Genomic DNA, 15,336 nt, shown 5'->3' with positions numbered 1-15,336 from the left:
CCACTATTCTTTTGCTCTTGTGGCCCTTTTATACTTTTTGTATTTTTTGTTCGATCTCCGATTTAGTAGTATTCACAAGAAATCGTACAATACATAAAAATACCATCGATAGTTCCCTATTCTCTTTTTCGCTCACCGATATTCTCAATCAGGCGAACTAAATAGCCATCGGGATCTTGTACTAGGAATTGTTTTTGTCCAAATTCTAGTTCTCCAGCGCCATACCACCGTTCTTCTAAGGGAATAAATAGAGGATGATTCTCTTGCTCTAACCGAGTTAATATCGATTGAACGGTGTCTACTTCTAGTTGGAAATTTATACCTCTACCATAGGGTTTTTCTAACTTTGCCGTTTCCCACAGGTTGTCTTCGGGATTACGCTGTTCTAACATAATTTGGGCATCTCCTAATTCCAAATAGGCAAAAAATTCCTCTCGCCGTTCATATAAGATTGTAAAACCAAGGGTATTACACCAAAACCTCAAACTATGTTCTATATTGGAAACACTTAATTCTGGAACTAAAGCCGCCCATTTTTCATTTGTACTTCGCATCTTCTTTTGATTATAATATAAAGATACAACCTACAAAGATAGGGTACAAAAAAAGAGCGTATCAATGATACGCCCTTACTTCTTTTATTATTCCTTTATTATTCTCCTTTTTCCGCTCTTCTAGAACGAGCTAGAAGTGTATTTTTCAATAACATAGCAATGGTCATCGGTCCTACTCCACCAGGAACTGGGGTAATAAAGGCGGCTTTTTTGCTTACTTCCTCAAAATCCACATCTCCTGCAATGACATAACCTCTTGGTGCATTTGCATCTGGAACACGTGTAATTCCAACATCCACAACGGTTACTCCCTCTTTAACCATATCTCCTTTTAGGAAATAAGGAATACCTAAGGCAGAAATAATGATATCTGCTTCTCTGGTAATAGCAGCAATATTTTTAGTACGACTATGCGTCAACGTTACAGTTGCATCTCCAGGATATCCTTTTCTACTCAAAAGAATACTCATCGGACGACCTACAATATGTGAACGCCCAATTACGACTACATTTTTACCTGCTGTTTCAACTTTATAACGCTCCAACAATTCCATAATTCCGTAAGGGGTTGCGGGTAAAAAGGTTTCCATTTCTAAAGCCATTTTACCAAAGTTAGTGGGATGAAATCCATCTACATCTTTAGCTGCATCTACGGCCATTAAAATCTTTTGCTCATCGATGTGTTTAGGCAAAGGCAATTGAACAATATAGCCATCAATCGCTGGATTTTCATTCAGCTCTTTAATTTTTGCCAATACGTCAACTTCTGTTGTTTCTTCAGGTAAAGCAACCAAAGTAGATTCGAATCCAATTTGTTCACATGATTTAACCTTACTTCCTACATAAGTTAAACTCGCACCATTACTCCCTACAAGCACTGCTGCCAAATGGGGTACTTTTTCGCCGCGAGCTTTCATTTGTTGAACCTCTACAGCAATTTCATTCTTGATATCTTCGGATACCTTTTTTCCGTCTAGTAGTTGCATTAAATTGTGTTGTTTTGTGTGTTGTTATGTGTGTAAAATAAAGAAGGTTTAAACTTCATGTTGAACCTTAAACCTTCTTTTTATCTTTATTGCATTCCTTTCATTTGTCCCATCATTCGCATCAAATTCTTTCCTTTTGCTCCTTGCATCATCTTCATCATCTTGCTCATTTGATCAAACTGTTTCAATAATTGGTTTACTTGTTGAATATCTGTTCCTGCTCCTTTTGCAATACGCAGCTTTCGCTTTGCATCCAATATAGAAGGGGTTGCTCTTTCTTTAGGTGTCATCGAGTGGATAATCGCCTCAATATGTTTGAACGCATCATCTTCAATTTCTACGTCTTTCAAGGCTTTTCCAACACCAGGTAACATACCAACTAAATCTTTCATGCTACCCATTTTTTTCACTTGCTGAATTTGAGATAAGAAATCATCAAACCCAAACTCGTTTTTTGCAATTTTCTTTTGGATTTTACGCGCTTCTTCCTCGTCATACTGTGCTTGTGCACGCTCAACCAAGGAAATAACGTCTCCCATCCCCAAAATACGGTCAGCCATACGCTCTGGATAGAAAATGTCTATAGCATCCATTTTCTCTCCTGTACCGATAAATTTAATGGGTTTATTTACTACTGATTTAATAGAAATTGCAGCTCCACCACGGGTATCACCATCTAATTTTGTTAGTATAACTCCGTCAAAATTTAAACGATCATTAAACGCTTTTGCAGTATTAACCGCATCTTGTCCTGTCATGGAATCCACAACAAACAAAGTTTCATGTGGTGTGATTGCTTTGTGAATATTGGCAATCTCCGCCATCATTTCTTCATCCACAGCCAAACGACCTGCGGTATCGACAATAACAACATTGAATCCATTTGCTTTTGCATGCTTAACTGCATTTTCGGCAATTTGAACTGGATTGTTGTTTCCTTCTTCAGAATATACGTCAATGCCTAATTGTTCTCCTACAACATGCAACTGATTAATTGCCGCAGGACGGTAAACGTCACACGCAACTAATAATGGTTTTTTGTTCTTTTTCGTTTTTAAAAAGTTTGCCAATTTACCCGAAAAAGTAGTTTTTCCTGATCCTTGTAAACCTGACATTAAAATCACAGAAGGATTTCCCGATAGGTTAATTCCAGCAGCTTCTCCCCCCATCAACTCCGTAAGTTCGTCTTTAACGATCTTAATCATCAATTGACCCGGTTGAAGTGTAGTCAATACATCTTGTCCTAGGGCTTTGTCTTTTACTTTACTTGTAAAATCTTTGGCAATCTTAAAGTTAACGTCGGCATCTAAAAGGGCTCTACGCACTTCTTTTAAGGTATCTGCAACGTTTACCTCTGTAATTTTACCATGTCCCTTAAGAATATGAAAGGCTTTATCTAATTTATCGCTTAAATTATCAAACATATCGGTATTATTTAAATACTTTGAAGCGTCAAAGATACTATTTAACTCGTTAAGTCACAAAAAGCAAAAGCAGTAAAATAGTCTTTTTTAAAAATAATAGCGTAAAATCCCTATTTATTCCGTTTTCTCTCTAGTTGTGTTCTTGAAAAAAATTAGTTAACAATGCTTTAATATATGCTTAATATTGGCATAGTGCTGTAAGCTTACTTTAGCCCTGAAAATGATTACTATTTTATGAATACAGCAAAAAACAAAGGGATTACTTCTTCATACCAACTAGATTGGGATGTTTTATATCCGTATGCATATACTATTTTACGAGATGAAACCCTCGCTTCTGATGTAGTTCAGACTATTTGTATGTCGCACTGGGATACTTCAGAGGGTTTACCTCTTGAATCTTCCAAAGCGTCTTTAATCCAAGCCGTTCAAAACAAGAGTTTATATTATTTGAAAAATATTCCTTTCAACAGCATTCAATTAGAATCTGTTTATCATGTTTTAATGGAACATGAATTATTGACCAATGAGGAGGAAAGTTTATTTAAAGAGCAACTCTTACAACTCATTTACAATAAGGCACAAGAAATTTTACCTTTGAATTGCTTGGAAATTTTTACACTTCGCTTTTATAAACAACTCCGTTATTCTGAAATTGCGGCTAAACTAGACCTCTCTGAAAATAAGGTTGAACACCAAATAACAATAGCGTTGAAAAATTTAAAATCCTCGCTTCCTTATTCGTTGGATTTTTACTTTTTACTTTTGTATTTATTCCCTTCTTCAGATTATATGTTATCCTGAAATTAAACAAAGGATAAAAAATAAAGTTTCCCATTCGGATATATCCTCTTTACTTGCGTATTGTTTCAGTAAAAAAACACAAAGCCATCCTTTGGAACGGGTGGTTTTTCTTTTATAGGAAACCGCCATTTTTAGGGAATAATATGTAATTTTACGGGGTAAATAAATTCAAAATCATGTCGATTCCTGATCTAGCTTTTCGCCGATTTCAATCGGATATTCAACTAATCAACAAGCCTCAAAAATTTACTTTTCCGTTTTACTATGAACCTCATCCCCTGAGCATCTTAGCTTGTGAGGAGCTTCAGCATGAACTGGAAAACCATGTCTTATTAAAACCACTTTTTGATGCTACGGATTTGAAATGCTTACCTGCAGGTAAAATGTTTGGCGTATTACTTGTCGAGGATCAAAAGGGGCATTTGGGTTATTTACGAGGTTTTTCTGGTAAATTGGGTTCTCATAGTCAGGTAGAGGGATTTGTTCCTCCTGTATTTGATCTTTGGAATAAGGATAGTTTTTTTATAAAGGAAGAAGCGGTTTTAAATGGGATTAATGCTCAAATTGAGCTGTTGCAACAAGATGAGGGTTACCAGGGGAGTAAAGCGCTTCTTCAACAGCAATTAACGAAGGAAAAGCAAGCAATTTCACAGAAAAAAGCAGATCTAAAACTGCTGAAAAAGGAGCGTAAAAAAGCCCGAGATGAAAAAGAAACTCAACTTAGTTCTCTTGATTTTGAGGTTTTTAACGCCGATTTAATCAAACAAAGTTTACGTGATAAACATGAATTGCGTGTTTTACTTGCTTATTGGGAGGAACAAATCGATGCCACACAGCAAGTTATTCGCACTTTTGAGCAGTCGATTGCTACGCTAAAAGAGGAACGCAAACAAAAATCAAATGCGCTACAACAAAAATTATTTCAACAGTATCGCTTTCTCAATAACAACAAAGAGGAACAGGATTTATTAGCTATTTTTGAAAAAACAGCACTTCAACAGCCTCCTGCTGCTGCGGGTGATTGTGCAGCTCCCAAATTATTGCAATATGCATATCTCAATGGTTTGAAACCAATTGCTATGGCTGAATTTTGGTGGGGAGAATCACCTAAATCTGAAATTAGAAAACACAAACACTATTATCCAGCTTGTAGGGGTAAATGTGAACCTATCTTAGGGCATATGCTTCAAGGGCTTGACGTCGATGACAATCCGCTCTTACTAAATCCTCAATTACTTCGCCCAATTGAAATTGTTTTTGAGGATGAAGATATGGCTATTGTTAATAAACCGGAAGAATTTTTATCGGTTCCAGGTATTTACATCCAAGATTCTATCTATGAACGAATGAAAATCCGATACCCCAAAGCAACTGGACCTATTATCGTTCATCGTTTGGATATGGCTACTTCGGGTCTATTAGTAATTGCCAAAACTAAAGAGGCACATAAAGCGCTACAAAGTCAGTTTATCAAAAAGACAGTAACGAAACGCTATGTTGCTTTATTGGATGGGATTATTCAAGAGGATGAAGGTACTATTGATTTACCGCTACGGGTAGATTTAGAGGATCGTCCGCGTCAGATGGTTTGTTTTGAACATGGGAAACCCGCAAAAACGAAATGGGAGGTCATCGAAAGAAAAGAGGGGAAAACGAAAGTCTACTTTTATCCTATTACGGGTAGAACCCACCAGCTGCGTATGCATGCCTCGCATCCGAAGGGACTAAATACGCCTATTGTTGGGGATGATTTGTATGGAACGAAAAATACACGCTTGTTTTTACATGCGGAACAAATTGCATTTAAACACCCTCGAACACAGGAAAAGGTTACTTTTCAACTAAAGGAATCGTTTTAACTTACGTTTTCTTCTTTCTTTTTAAAGGGTACAAGAAGAATCCTCTTAGACTGATATCTCAATGCATCTTCCTCTTTTGAACAAATACTACTTATAGAAATAAATCTATCTTTAAAACGAAAGATGGATTTATTTCTTTTTTAAAGGGTGAAAAAGAAACAAAAACCCCTTGAACTGATATCTCAATAAATCTTCTTCTTGTAGAAATCTATCTTTAAAACTAAAGATGAATTACTTTCTTTTTTAAAGGGTAAAAAAGAAACAAAAAACCATTGGACTGACCCAAAATAGGGTAAAAAGATTCAAAAGACGGAAAACAAAAGAACTCGCTGCGCTCAAACACCTTTTGTTTTTAACCGCCTTTTTGAACTTTTGACTGTCCTATTTTGGCTAATGTCCGTTTGAAATCTTCTTTTAAATGAAATTAGGGAGTACTCTAAATGCTTTTTGGCAAACCTAGTTTTCATTCTCTTCTCCTAAATCGCCCCTTCTTGTAAGTCGTATTTTCAAGTTTACATTGGGGTTTCTTCGGTACTTGTTCGAGGTTTCTTCGAGGTTCCTTCGGTAAAAGGCTATTTTACCGAAGGAACCTCGAAGGAATCTAAGAGAAATATAGAACAAGAGTGGGAGATGTATCGAAATTGTTTGATCTATTTTATGGTTTCTTAAAACAATAACGAGCCTATATTTTTTTTGATTGTTATTCAAATTCTGCTTTTTTTTGAATATTTACTATCTTTAAGTAAAATAAGAGGCATGAGAGATAAAAAAGCGCAATTACAATTGCATAAAAGAATTGCTACGGGGCTATTTCTAGGGATGGCTCTCGTTTATTTGGGCATGGTTTATCTTCTCAAGTACAATCCTGCTACTTGGATGGGATATGTCAAAGCTTTTGCTGAAGCAGCTATGGTAGGTGCTTTAGCGGATTGGTTTGCCGTGACGGCTTTGTTTAGACATCCAATGGGATTAAAAATTCCTCATACCAATCTAATTGAAAATAAGAAAAATGACATTGGCGATAATTTAGGTTCTTTCGTTACGGAGAATTTTCTTACGCCAGCTACGATTCGCCCTTACATTGATAAGCTAGAAGTGGCTAATTTTCTTTCTAAATGGTTAATTCAACCGAGAAACCAACAAGTAGTCGAACGCGAGCTAGTGTTCCTTATTCAATCCATTATCAAGGATTTAGATGAGCAAAAAATCATTGGTTTTCTCATGCGAAAAGCACAACAAGGGATTGATCAAATTGACCTTCAAAAGTTTATGGCGCAAGGGTTGCAATTTGCCTTGGATAAAAAGGAACACAACCGACTGATTACGCTTGTAGTGCCCAAAATCCAAGATTATGTAGAAAGTCATCGCACGGAGATATACAAACAAATTGTCGAGAAAAAACCGCTCTTGGGCTTAGTGGGTGGAAAAACAGTCACCAATCAATTGATTAAAGGCTTGGATTCTTTTTTGGATGATATTCTCAATAATGAACAACACAAGGTTCGAGAGGAAATTGAACTTCAGTTAGTTCAACTGGCCAAAGAGATTGAATCTTCTCCTACATGGAAAACAAAATTGCACAAGCTCGTGCATCAATTTGTAACGGAAGAGGTACTTACACACTACTTAACTGAGTTTTGGTTGAGTACGAAAGAAAATCTAATACAACAACTCCAAGATGAAACCTCAACGTTGCGCACATATATCCAAAACACAATTCAATCCATCGCGCACAACATCGAACAAGACGTAGATTTACAACAGCGATTGAATCATTGGACCCAAGTTACGATGTACCGATTGGCTCTGCGCAATACACAGGAAGTAACGACGCTGATTCGAAATACAGTGGATCAATGGGATGGTCGGGAACTCAGTGATAAGTTAGAATTGGAAGTGGGAAAAGATTTACAATTTATTCGTATCAATGGAACTTTAGTAGGTGGTTTGGTTGGTTTATTGATTTATGGTTTGACTCAACTACTCTCGTAATACAAATCGACTGCGAATATGATCGGTTAACATTTTTTGTACTTGTGGATTGAGCTCTGTCTCTTTTAAAAAATCAAAATGGGCTAAAATTTCATTTGCTCTTTCTGGTGAAAGTTGAATGTTCGCAGTACTCAAAAAGGTATCAAATGAAATATGAGCGGCACAAACATAGTCGTAGAGGTATTCCTTTCCTCCTCTTTCTAAGAGTTCTTGGGCCAACAGATGATAGTTGTTAAATACAGAAAAACTCACTTGAGCCACTTTTCCTAATTCTATAAATAAATCGCGAATAAGTTCAATCGGAGCCGTGTGAATTTGATTGCAAACAATACTGGCAATTTGCTGTCTAAAAATATAATTCTCGTCTTTGAACTTGGCGCCAAACTTCTCATTCCATTTTAACACCAACCAATCGCGATCTGCTGCTTGGTAATTATCTATAAAATCCTGTATTCCAACATTATCTACCGACATACTCCTCGTATTACTTCTGTTTATTCTCTTGAGCTAAGGTAAGAGATAAATTTGGGTATTGCTTTTCGTTTAAGTACTTTTCTCTAAACTATTATTTAAGTATTATACTAATTTACCTTGATAGCATACCTGGTTGAGCTTCATAAAATAAACAAATGCCAACATAGAAAATAAAAAAATTCCTTGTTGACATTTATTCTAAACTTGAAGGTTAAAAATTTCATACCTCCAGAAACATAGCTATTTTTATTTAACTAGGGAATACTATATAAAATGATTTGCCTTCAACCTCGGGCGGTAAAACAGCTAAATATTTTTCGTCACTATTTTCAGGTAAAGTCATTTGAGTAATTTCATTTCTATACTCATCAATGAAATATATTAACATTTCACCTAAAAAATTATCAAAAAGTGCATACATGGGTGAAAATAATTCTCCAAATGTCTCTCCCATTTTTGCTTTGTCATATTTATATATAGCTGGACGATGATAAGGAACTGATCTTATAAACTTTTCATATTCATAATCACGCTCAGGCAAGGTAATATTTCCCTTTTCATCTGCTTCTTGTCCATTCACAGATGTAACCATAGTTGTTGTTCTATCTACTGTACTATCAGGAAAAGTAAAGGTATGTTTAACATCCCTTGTCCAATTTTTAATTTCCAACAAAGAAGGAGATAATTCCACTGATTTATTATCACTAGAAATAATCATTCTATCTGGATGGATTTCAGTTTTACCTATGTCGCTAGTAATAAATATCAAACCTGGATATACATAACTACTCCCTTCTGCATTTGAAAACAAAACTTGATATAGAGATAACGTCATCACATCTCCTCTATCATTGCTAATATATATATTAGTTCCGTCAAATTTAGTTTGGCTTTCACTAGATTCATTCTTAAAAACAAGAAAACTCTCTTCTACACTAACAACTCTCTGATAATTATCATTATCAAGTACCCCTAGCTGTAATGCCCCATCTTTATTTAATGATATTGTTTTATTGTCTGTTTTTACCACAGATCCAATTTCTATATTTCCCTCTCCTACAACAGATTGCCCTCCTACAGTCTTTAGTTGATCAATTTGTATATGTTTTCCCATTCTATCTAAAATTTAATTCAATGACTATTTTATTTTTATTTTTTCCTTCTAATGTTCATCTTGTTCAAAAACAAAAGCCAACAACTTTCAAGAGACGAATAGCCTCTGAGCTTTGTTGACTCTTATTTTAAACCCAGGCATTTTTAATACTCAATGATTCACTGTTCTTTTATTTTACAGCAAATCTATAAGGCTGAGAGAATCTATTCCAGCGCGATTCACTCTATTTATACCATATGTTATAGCATTTTCCCTCTCTATCTTTTGTGCATCAGTGTATTCTAATACTTTTTCTGTAGCTTTTTATTTTTGAAATTCATTTCAATTTTTTAATACTCTCGTTTTTAATTAAATGCTGAAAAACCAAAAAGACGCAACAAAGGCCCAACTCCTCTATTTTTTCCTTGCGCATTGTCACTATCTTCAAATGTTACAGTAAAGTCTATCCCTAGCTGCATAGAAGTTATTTGTGATATATGAGCTAATTCATCATCTACTCTTATCCAACCTACAAAATGTGTAACAGAAGAAATATCATCTACTATAGTGGTGTACATATATTCACTTTGTGAATAAAACGGATTAGTACTATTCGGACGAGAATCTGAAAATGTTATTGGTAACATGGTATTGAATGATAACATATCATACATATTGTAAGAAAATTCTTTCTTCGTAATATTAAAAAGAGGTAACTTCGTACTGCCTACTTGTAAATATATAACCATATTAACCGCTGTCGGATTAACTAAATCTTTCGCAGTAGAACTATAGGAAGTAAAAGACATTCCGTTTAATAAAACATTCAACATTTCTACATCAAGTCCACCTAGTAAAGAAATATTTTTACTAAATGTTTTTGATCCAGAAGTATTCAATTGATTCGATGATGAATCTCCTCTTATTTCAAACCTCGAATACCTAAAAATCATCTTACAAAATTGTTTTAAATCATCCGAATCTAACAACTGATTTCTAACACCCTTCCAATTAGTGGAATGCAATTTTCCATTTTTATCGCGTTCTATTGCATTATTAATAGGTTTAACAGTAAGTGATTTAGGCTCAATGATCATTTGGGGATCAACAGATGACTCTCCTTTTATAATCAAGGATTTTGTAACGATCTCTCCTTTTTCATTTCCTAACTTTAATTGCCCTTTCTCATTTTTGCTAATTGTTTTTCCATCAACTTTCAACACATCTAAATCAGAAGTACCCACTAAACTTTCGCCTCCAATCGTTTTTAACTTAGACTCTTGTATATGTTTACCCATCCTATTTAGATTTGACTTGTGATTAATGTTCCGTCATCATCAACGCCTAACTTGTATTTTGTACCCTTGCTCGATTCCAAAATTACATCCTTAAACGTTTGCTCAAGGCGAACTATTTCGCTCGTTACATAGTCTAAATCTGCTTTGTTTTCCAATTTTAAATCAATTCCATGTGCATTTGTATCATTTACATGATTTTCAAATTCTAATTTAGATACTTTACTTTCTAATTTAGTATTTATACCATGTGCATCAGGATCGTTTAAATGGGTTTGAAACAAAGGAGCATCTAACTTATCTTGTAGTGAACTTGACAACCCCTCAATTGAGTTTATAGGTATTTTTTCTTCTTTATGCCAAAAACTTTCTATCCATCCCCAAAATTGTTCTTGTGGTGGTTTTTTACCGTTGCTAAACCACTCTTTTAATATATTTTTACCTACCATAATTTATCCTTTAAACATTATAAAAGCGAGTGCAAAATAAGGGGGTCTGTTTTCGTGAACTTGATTTCCTCCAGAAGCCTTAATTGTTATATTCGTTTTTTCCCAACTAGTTTTTATACTTGTGGTGGAATTATATGGGCCATTAAGAAATACCCAATTATTTCCCTTTCCATCTATTTGTTCAGTAAAACTGTGATCATGTCCAGGATCAATTATGCCATGTGTATGTGAAGGCATTTGTGATTCAGTCAATTTTACTTCATTCTCGCCCCCAGTTTCACTAACATTATACTGATTACCAGCACCAACAATAAAGCGATTTCTTAAATCAGGGGTTGAATTTTGCCCATCACACAACACCCATCCTTTTGGAATAGCAGTTATCGTTCCACTCCACATGGAAATTAATCCTACTGGAACAATCGCTTTCGTTAACTCTATAATAGGTTTTATGCGCATCATGGAATCAAATGCGAAACCAAAACCAGTAGATAATTTAGCATATCTTTTATAAATTACGGGCTTCGAATTTGCATCTTCAAAAATGCGTTCTTCTACCTCTTCTTGTACAGTCACAACTGCTCCTACAAACCTTCCTGATCCTTTAAAGGGTAAGATTTCACCATTTAAAACCACTACTCCATCAGCAACATTGGCTCCATTAATTTCACAACCAGATACAATACAATTCTTTCCGATTGCTTCTCCTAATTCACCAAACAGTTTATAGGCTTCTTGCATGGCATCCAGCATATTGGTAGATAAGGGAAAACCTCCCGTCTGGTTAAAATTTATATTATTCATATTAATTCAATTTTATAGCATTTAGACGCTAATTTGTAATAATTAAGTAAGCCTTCCACTTCGTATTGAACATAGCACTCTGTTGGTATTTGCACAATAAAATCCACCGAGGTATCCGCATAATCTACATCTTGATGCAGGTATACTATTCCTAAATACTTGGTTTTTAGCTCGGGTTCGGTATAGATATACCCTCTTCTATACTGATTTCCATCTACAATTTGAATTCTACGTTGGGAATCAAATTTGTCATTGAGCACTTTACGAAGAGCATATACTTGTCCATTATGCTGTAAATTGTACAAAGTATCAATTCGTTTTTGTACAAAATCATACTGCATTGCCGTTAAGGGTTCAATTAATGCCTCCAACCAAGCAATCAAACCTACTCTTCGCAAGGAAAGCGGAAGCATCAACAGCATGAGTTTTTTAAAATCAATCTTATACCACATACCTAATTCCCGAAAATGATTCCACTTTAAAATAACCTGAAATAGGAAGGCGTTTAACATCGATACCCGTAAATTCGCCATACCCTCCCACTAAAGGATCAATCCATTTACTCTGAGCAGCATCAATTTGAACAATTTTCACTCCTTCTGCTTGCTCTACTTTGTTTGCTAAATCTTGTAGAATTAGTTCCCCATTAAAAGGCAATTCCTTCATAAATTCTGAAATCGCTTCTTGTATCGGATACTTTCCTGTCAAAATACTCATCCCATTTTCGTTGATTACCAAAGGATCTCTAAAAATTCGAATGGACAACTGCAAAATATCGGGTTCATAATTGATAACCGTAATAGGTACTCCTGCATATTTTATTTCTGAAAAATAGGCCCTAAAGGCTTCCAATTCACTTTCTGTAATTGGGGTTAATTCTTTCTCCTTTTCCGTAGCAATTTTAACAATCAACCGACTTTCAGTATCTGCATCAACCACGGCTGCATATTTGATAATTTTACTATGTTCAATTTGTTCTGCGGTTAAATCCTTGGTATCAAATTGATCGGAATCCTCTAAAAGTTTAACCCCAAATTGAAAATCTAATGCTTTTCTCCTGTACCATTTGGAGGTACCTGGTTTTAATTCAGCTAAGGCTACATCCACTTCACTTTTATGCTTATCAAAGATTCCTTCTAAAATCCAGATGGAAAAAGCAATCAAATCAAATAGCAAATTTTCTAAGGATACCTTGCTAAATTGCTGGGCAAAAGATTTATTGGTATCCAATCCATATTTTTCGATGACAACTTCATTTTCTTGGAAGGCATCCGTCATCACTGTTTTAATTTCTTCTCTATTTCTCATATTCCAACAATAAAGTCTTTATTAATCGCCCAATAGCTAATACCTTCTTTAATGATTTCTTCGACTGCACGATAACCTGTTGCAGGAGGGTATATCCTATACGTTTTTATTACATTATCTTGTATTGGTCCTACTACCTTGTACTCCTTTCCAATGGGGAAATCATCTGTAATCGACACCTCATTTGCCAAGGCCATGATCAAAGTATTATTGATCGTTCCTGTACTCTCTAATACAAGATCTAAAAAGCATTGTTCATTTTTAATTTTTATAGTTTGCATCAATGACAAAGGGTTTATTAGGGAATAAGTCCAATTGATAGATGACCAATTCATCGAGGGCAAATTGTTCCCGAATTCGATGTCTCCATTCAAGGTAATCGTGATCCAAGAGCAAGTTGCTCAACCCAACACCCAAGGTTGGATTCGCTTTCCATTCCCCTGGATGTGTAATGAGAATCAATGATTTGTTTTGTTCAACACTATCATCGACTACCATGCCTTGCACAATTAACCCTTGAGCATCGCGTTGTACCTCAACGTGTATATCCATAAAATCGGGATGTTCCCCATCTCCTTGAATCTGTATTCCAATATTTTTACTCATTTTATATTTCCTTGAATTGTTCCTGTTACTGCACCACCGGAATTAGCTAATCCACCTAAATACTCGATCTCTCCTTCTTTGACATAAGTATCAAGGGTCGTTGCTAAGCGTTTTGCAAATTCATCAAAAGAGTTTTGTTCTCTTTGCATCATATCTTCAAGCAATTGCTTGATCCCCTTTTCTAGTTTACTCTTATCTAAAGCCATACTCTACTCCTTTTACGTTAGTTAAACAATGTTTTAAAATCGCGTTCTAGCTGTTGGATTTTTTGTTGCGTTGGTGGTAAGGGTGTTCCTGAAGGGCCAGTTCCCGTACTAACGGTTAACGTTTTGATTGCCTCACACAAATTGGCCAACGTTTGCCCAAGATTAACTCCATCCACAACTAGACTCATTTTATCTTCTAAGGTGATTTGCATCGACTCATTGATAATTTCGATCCTGGCAACCTCATTGATTTGTACAACAAATAAATTGTTCAAATCTCCGCTTTGTGAGAAAACAATCACATCACTACCAATCTGAGGGGTCAGCAATAGTTTGTAATCAGCTCCTGTTTGTGTTGCTTTAAGTCTTACCCCACTCAGTTCCAATCCACTAGTGAGTTGAATGGAACAAGTTTCTCCTTTTACTTGTGTAACTTTAGCAGTAAAAGGAAGATTCCACATATCTCCAACAATTTGTTGAATAAATTGCCTTATATTTTTTGCACTCATCTATCCTACTTTTATTCCAGGTTCAATCGTTCTTACACCCCCAGATGCGCTGAATTTTGTTTTTACACTTGCTACATAGTAAGGACCTGTTCGTTCTGGGTATTCTTGATCAATTATTGTCGCTGTATAACCAGGCATAACCATTGGAATTAACCAACCAGTAAACGTTCCATTCAAGCGATCTGAAGTCTTTTTCTTCCAAATAGCTTCTGCTAGTTCTTGAATATCTTTTTCCTTTACATTGCCAATTTTCAACGAAATCTGATCTCCACCACTTTCCCCTACTTTGACTTGTTTCGCCGTACCATTTGAGTCTGTTGCTTCAATAATAACCTCTACTTTTTTATCCGCCCCTCGCACATATTCTAAAGAAGAAGCTTCTACATTTTGATGCATTGAATACTTCTCATCTCCAAGCTTATCGACGTAAACTAAAACAACATATAAAATCTTGTTCCTCGTATCAAACCAAACATTAGCTGCTAGCGTATCTTGAATCTGCTTTAGAATATCATATCCCGTTTTATTGTTAATTGTAAACGTTTCATACGTGAGGTCGTACTTACAATCTATCGTATACGTAGGATCTATTTGATTACTGATATGGGTAAGTAGTTCTTTTAATGTTATATCTTGAAATTGTTCATTTTTCAAACTCTTGCGATAAAGAAATAACGCATCTTCACATTCAATAATAATCGAACTATTGTTATACACAATCTTGGTTACATAGCCCCTAAACTCCTCATTTAATTGATCATCGTAGCCCAAACATACCGTAACTTCTGTTCCTCGTTTGATATCTTGCTGAACAAATAAAGGATCATTAAAACGATAAAGGGGCAAGGTGATTTTACAGGTTCCTACTAATTTCTCTACTGATCGTTCAATCTCAATAGCATCTAATAGATTGAGATTGTACGTCTTTCCTTCCTCAGTTTTAAAACTGACTTGATAACACATTGTAAACATC

18 protein-coding genes are annotated in these 15,336 nt (G+C 35.3%); 3 read left to right on the top strand and 15 right to left on the bottom strand.

Features of this window, described 5'->3' with window-relative positions; genetic code table 11:
- Window positions 1–116: 116 nt before the first annotated feature.
- From ACMHJ2_RS06260 to ffh, 3 genes are all read right to left on the bottom strand, one after another.
- Window positions 117–554, bottom strand: coding sequence for a bleomycin resistance protein (locus ACMHJ2_RS06260; RefSeq protein WP_413512103.1), 438 nt, complete (start codon window positions 552–554; stop codon window positions 117–119).
- A 98-nt stretch (window positions 555–652) separates the two neighbouring features.
- Window positions 653–1,540 (bottom strand): bifunctional 5,10-methylenetetrahydrofolate dehydrogenase/5,10-methenyltetrahydrofolate cyclohydrolase, encoded by an 888-nt coding sequence (locus tag ACMHJ2_RS06255; RefSeq protein ID WP_413512102.1) that lies wholly within the window; start codon window positions 1,538–1,540, stop codon window positions 653–655.
- A gap of 86 nt (window positions 1,541–1,626) precedes the next feature.
- Window positions 1,627–2,964, bottom strand: a complete 1,338-nt coding sequence (gene ffh / locus ACMHJ2_RS06250; protein WP_413512101.1) for a signal recognition particle protein — start codon at window positions 2,962–2,964, stop codon at window positions 1,627–1,629.
- 234 nt (window positions 2,965–3,198) lie between these two features.
- Between ffh and ACMHJ2_RS06245 the strand changes: the two genes are divergently transcribed.
- The 3 genes from ACMHJ2_RS06245 to ACMHJ2_RS06235 all read left to right on the top strand — a co-directional run bounded on the left by ACMHJ2_RS06245 (window position 3,199) and on the right by ACMHJ2_RS06235 (window position 7,619).
- Window positions 3,199–3,768: a sigma factor-like helix-turn-helix DNA-binding protein gene (locus ACMHJ2_RS06245; RefSeq protein ID WP_413512100.1), complete on the top strand. Its 570-nt coding sequence runs from the start codon at window positions 3,199–3,201 to the stop codon at window positions 3,766–3,768.
- A gap of 176 nt (window positions 3,769–3,944) precedes the next feature.
- On the top strand, window positions 3,945–5,627 hold the full coding sequence (locus ACMHJ2_RS06240) for a pseudouridine synthase (RefSeq protein ID WP_413512099.1): 1,683 nt from the start codon (window positions 3,945–3,947) through the stop codon (window positions 5,625–5,627).
- A 756-nt stretch (window positions 5,628–6,383) separates the two neighbouring features.
- The gene (locus tag ACMHJ2_RS06235) at window positions 6,384–7,619 is read left to right on the top strand and encodes a DUF445 domain-containing protein (RefSeq protein WP_413512098.1); all 1,236 of its coding nucleotides are present in this window, start codon (window positions 6,384–6,386) and stop codon (window positions 7,617–7,619) included.
- On the opposite strand, the gene ACMHJ2_RS06230 is transcribed toward ACMHJ2_RS06235, so the two are convergent.
- The 12 genes from ACMHJ2_RS06230 to ACMHJ2_RS06175 all read right to left on the bottom strand — a co-directional run bounded on the left by ACMHJ2_RS06230 (window position 7,608) and on the right by ACMHJ2_RS06175 (window position 15,335).
- Window positions 7,608–8,093: a hypothetical protein gene (locus ACMHJ2_RS06230; RefSeq protein WP_413512097.1), complete on the bottom strand. Its 486-nt coding sequence runs from the start codon at window positions 8,091–8,093 to the stop codon at window positions 7,608–7,610. The genes ACMHJ2_RS06235 and ACMHJ2_RS06230 overlap by 12 nt on opposite strands.
- Window positions 8,094–8,343: 250 nt before the next feature.
- Window positions 8,344–9,207 carry a hypothetical protein gene (locus tag ACMHJ2_RS06225; protein WP_413512096.1) on the bottom strand — a complete coding sequence of 288 codons (864 nt, stop codon included), beginning with the start codon at window positions 9,205–9,207 and terminating at the stop codon, window positions 8,344–8,346.
- Between the two features lie 344 nt (window positions 9,208–9,551).
- Complete coding sequence (locus ACMHJ2_RS06220) at window positions 9,552–10,484, bottom strand: hypothetical protein (RefSeq protein WP_413512095.1); 933 nt, start codon at window positions 10,482–10,484, stop codon at window positions 9,552–9,554.
- Between the two features lie 5 nt (window positions 10,485–10,489).
- Window positions 10,490–10,930 (bottom strand): hypothetical protein, encoded by a 441-nt coding sequence (locus ACMHJ2_RS06215; protein WP_413512094.1) that lies wholly within the window; start codon window positions 10,928–10,930, stop codon window positions 10,490–10,492.
- 3 nt (window positions 10,931–10,933) lie between these two features.
- The gene (locus tag ACMHJ2_RS06210; protein WP_413512093.1) at window positions 10,934–11,734 is read right to left on the bottom strand and encodes a hypothetical protein; all 801 of its coding nucleotides are present in this window, start codon (window positions 11,732–11,734) and stop codon (window positions 10,934–10,936) included.
- Window positions 11,731–12,186: a hypothetical protein gene (locus tag ACMHJ2_RS06205; protein WP_413512092.1), complete on the bottom strand. Its 456-nt coding sequence runs from the start codon at window positions 12,184–12,186 to the stop codon at window positions 11,731–11,733. Before ACMHJ2_RS06205 ends, ACMHJ2_RS06210 begins: the two co-directional genes overlap by 4 nt.
- On the bottom strand, window positions 12,176–13,042 hold the full coding sequence (locus ACMHJ2_RS06200; RefSeq protein ID WP_413512091.1) for a nucleotidyltransferase: 867 nt from the start codon (window positions 13,040–13,042) through the stop codon (window positions 12,176–12,178). The genes ACMHJ2_RS06205 and ACMHJ2_RS06200 overlap by 11 nt, the downstream gene beginning before the upstream one ends.
- Entirely contained in the window at window positions 13,039–13,323 is a 285-nt protein-coding gene (locus ACMHJ2_RS06195) for a hypothetical protein (protein WP_413512090.1), read from the bottom strand. Before ACMHJ2_RS06195 ends, ACMHJ2_RS06200 begins: the two co-directional genes overlap by 4 nt.
- Window positions 13,304–13,648, bottom strand: a complete 345-nt coding sequence (locus ACMHJ2_RS06190) for a hypothetical protein (RefSeq protein WP_413512089.1) — start codon at window positions 13,646–13,648, stop codon at window positions 13,304–13,306. Before ACMHJ2_RS06190 ends, ACMHJ2_RS06195 begins: the two co-directional genes overlap by 20 nt.
- Window positions 13,645–13,854: a hypothetical protein gene (locus ACMHJ2_RS06185; protein WP_413512088.1), complete on the bottom strand. Its 210-nt coding sequence runs from the start codon at window positions 13,852–13,854 to the stop codon at window positions 13,645–13,647. The genes ACMHJ2_RS06190 and ACMHJ2_RS06185 overlap by 4 nt, the downstream gene beginning before the upstream one ends.
- Before the next feature lie 17 nt (window positions 13,855–13,871).
- The gene (locus tag ACMHJ2_RS06180; protein WP_413512087.1) at window positions 13,872–14,363 is read right to left on the bottom strand and encodes a hypothetical protein; all 492 of its coding nucleotides are present in this window, start codon (window positions 14,361–14,363) and stop codon (window positions 13,872–13,874) included.
- The gene (locus tag ACMHJ2_RS06175) at window positions 14,364–15,335 is read right to left on the bottom strand and encodes a hypothetical protein (RefSeq protein ID WP_413512086.1); all 972 of its coding nucleotides are present in this window, start codon (window positions 15,333–15,335) and stop codon (window positions 14,364–14,366) included.
- Between the last annotated feature and the right edge of the window lies 1 nt (window position 15,336).

This window comes from Myroides odoratus (assembly GCF_965118575.1).
Lineage (GTDB): Bacteria > Bacteroidota > Bacteroidia > Flavobacteriales > Flavobacteriaceae > Flavobacterium > Flavobacterium odoratum_B.
This window is presented reverse-complemented; position numbering and strand designations above follow the sequence as displayed.

Coding starts and splice junctions, on each gene's coding strand:
- ACMHJ2_RS06260 (WP_413512103.1), bottom strand. CDS start 554: ATGCGAAGTACAAATGAAAAATGGGCGGCTTTAGTTCCAGAATTAAGT.
- ACMHJ2_RS06255 (WP_413512102.1), bottom strand. CDS start 1,540: ATGCAACTACTAGACGGAAAAAAGGTATCCGAAGATATCAAGAATGAA.
- ffh (WP_413512101.1), bottom strand. CDS start 2,964: ATGTTTGATAATTTAAGCGATAAATTAGATAAAGCCTTTCATATTCTT.
- ACMHJ2_RS06245 (WP_413512100.1), top strand. CDS start 3,199: ATGAATACAGCAAAAAACAAAGGGATTACTTCTTCATACCAACTAGAT.
- ACMHJ2_RS06240 (WP_413512099.1), top strand. CDS start 3,945: ATGTCGATTCCTGATCTAGCTTTTCGCCGATTTCAATCGGATATTCAA.
- ACMHJ2_RS06235 (WP_413512098.1), top strand. CDS start 6,384: ATGAGAGATAAAAAAGCGCAATTACAATTGCATAAAAGAATTGCTACG.
- ACMHJ2_RS06230 (WP_413512097.1), bottom strand. CDS start 8,093: ATGTCGGTAGATAATGTTGGAATACAGGATTTTATAGATAATTACCAA.
- ACMHJ2_RS06225 (WP_413512096.1), bottom strand. CDS start 9,207: ATGGGAAAACATATACAAATTGATCAACTAAAGACTGTAGGAGGGCAA.
- ACMHJ2_RS06220 (WP_413512095.1), bottom strand. CDS start 10,484: ATGGGTAAACATATACAAGAGTCTAAGTTAAAAACGATTGGAGGCGAA.
- ACMHJ2_RS06215 (WP_413512094.1), bottom strand. CDS start 10,930: ATGGTAGGTAAAAATATATTAAAAGAGTGGTTTAGCAACGGTAAAAAA.
- ACMHJ2_RS06210 (WP_413512093.1), bottom strand. CDS start 11,734: ATGAATAATATAAATTTTAACCAGACGGGAGGTTTTCCCTTATCTACC.
- ACMHJ2_RS06205 (WP_413512092.1), bottom strand. CDS start 12,186: ATGTGGTATAAGATTGATTTTAAAAAACTCATGCTGTTGATGCTTCCG.
- ACMHJ2_RS06200 (WP_413512091.1), bottom strand. CDS start 13,042: ATGAGAAATAGAGAAGAAATTAAAACAGTGATGACGGATGCCTTCCAA.
- ACMHJ2_RS06195 (WP_413512090.1), bottom strand. CDS start 13,323: ATGCAAACTATAAAAATTAAAAATGAACAATGCTTTTTAGATCTTGTA.
- ACMHJ2_RS06190 (WP_413512089.1), bottom strand. CDS start 13,648: ATGAGTAAAAATATTGGAATACAGATTCAAGGAGATGGGGAACATCCC.
- ACMHJ2_RS06185 (WP_413512088.1), bottom strand. CDS start 13,854: ATGGCTTTAGATAAGAGTAAACTAGAAAAGGGGATCAAGCAATTGCTT.
- ACMHJ2_RS06180 (WP_413512087.1), bottom strand. CDS start 14,363: ATGAGTGCAAAAAATATAAGGCAATTTATTCAACAAATTGTTGGAGAT.
- ACMHJ2_RS06175 (WP_413512086.1), bottom strand. CDS start 15,335: ATGTTTACAATGTGTTATCAAGTCAGTTTTAAAACTGAGGAAGGAAAG.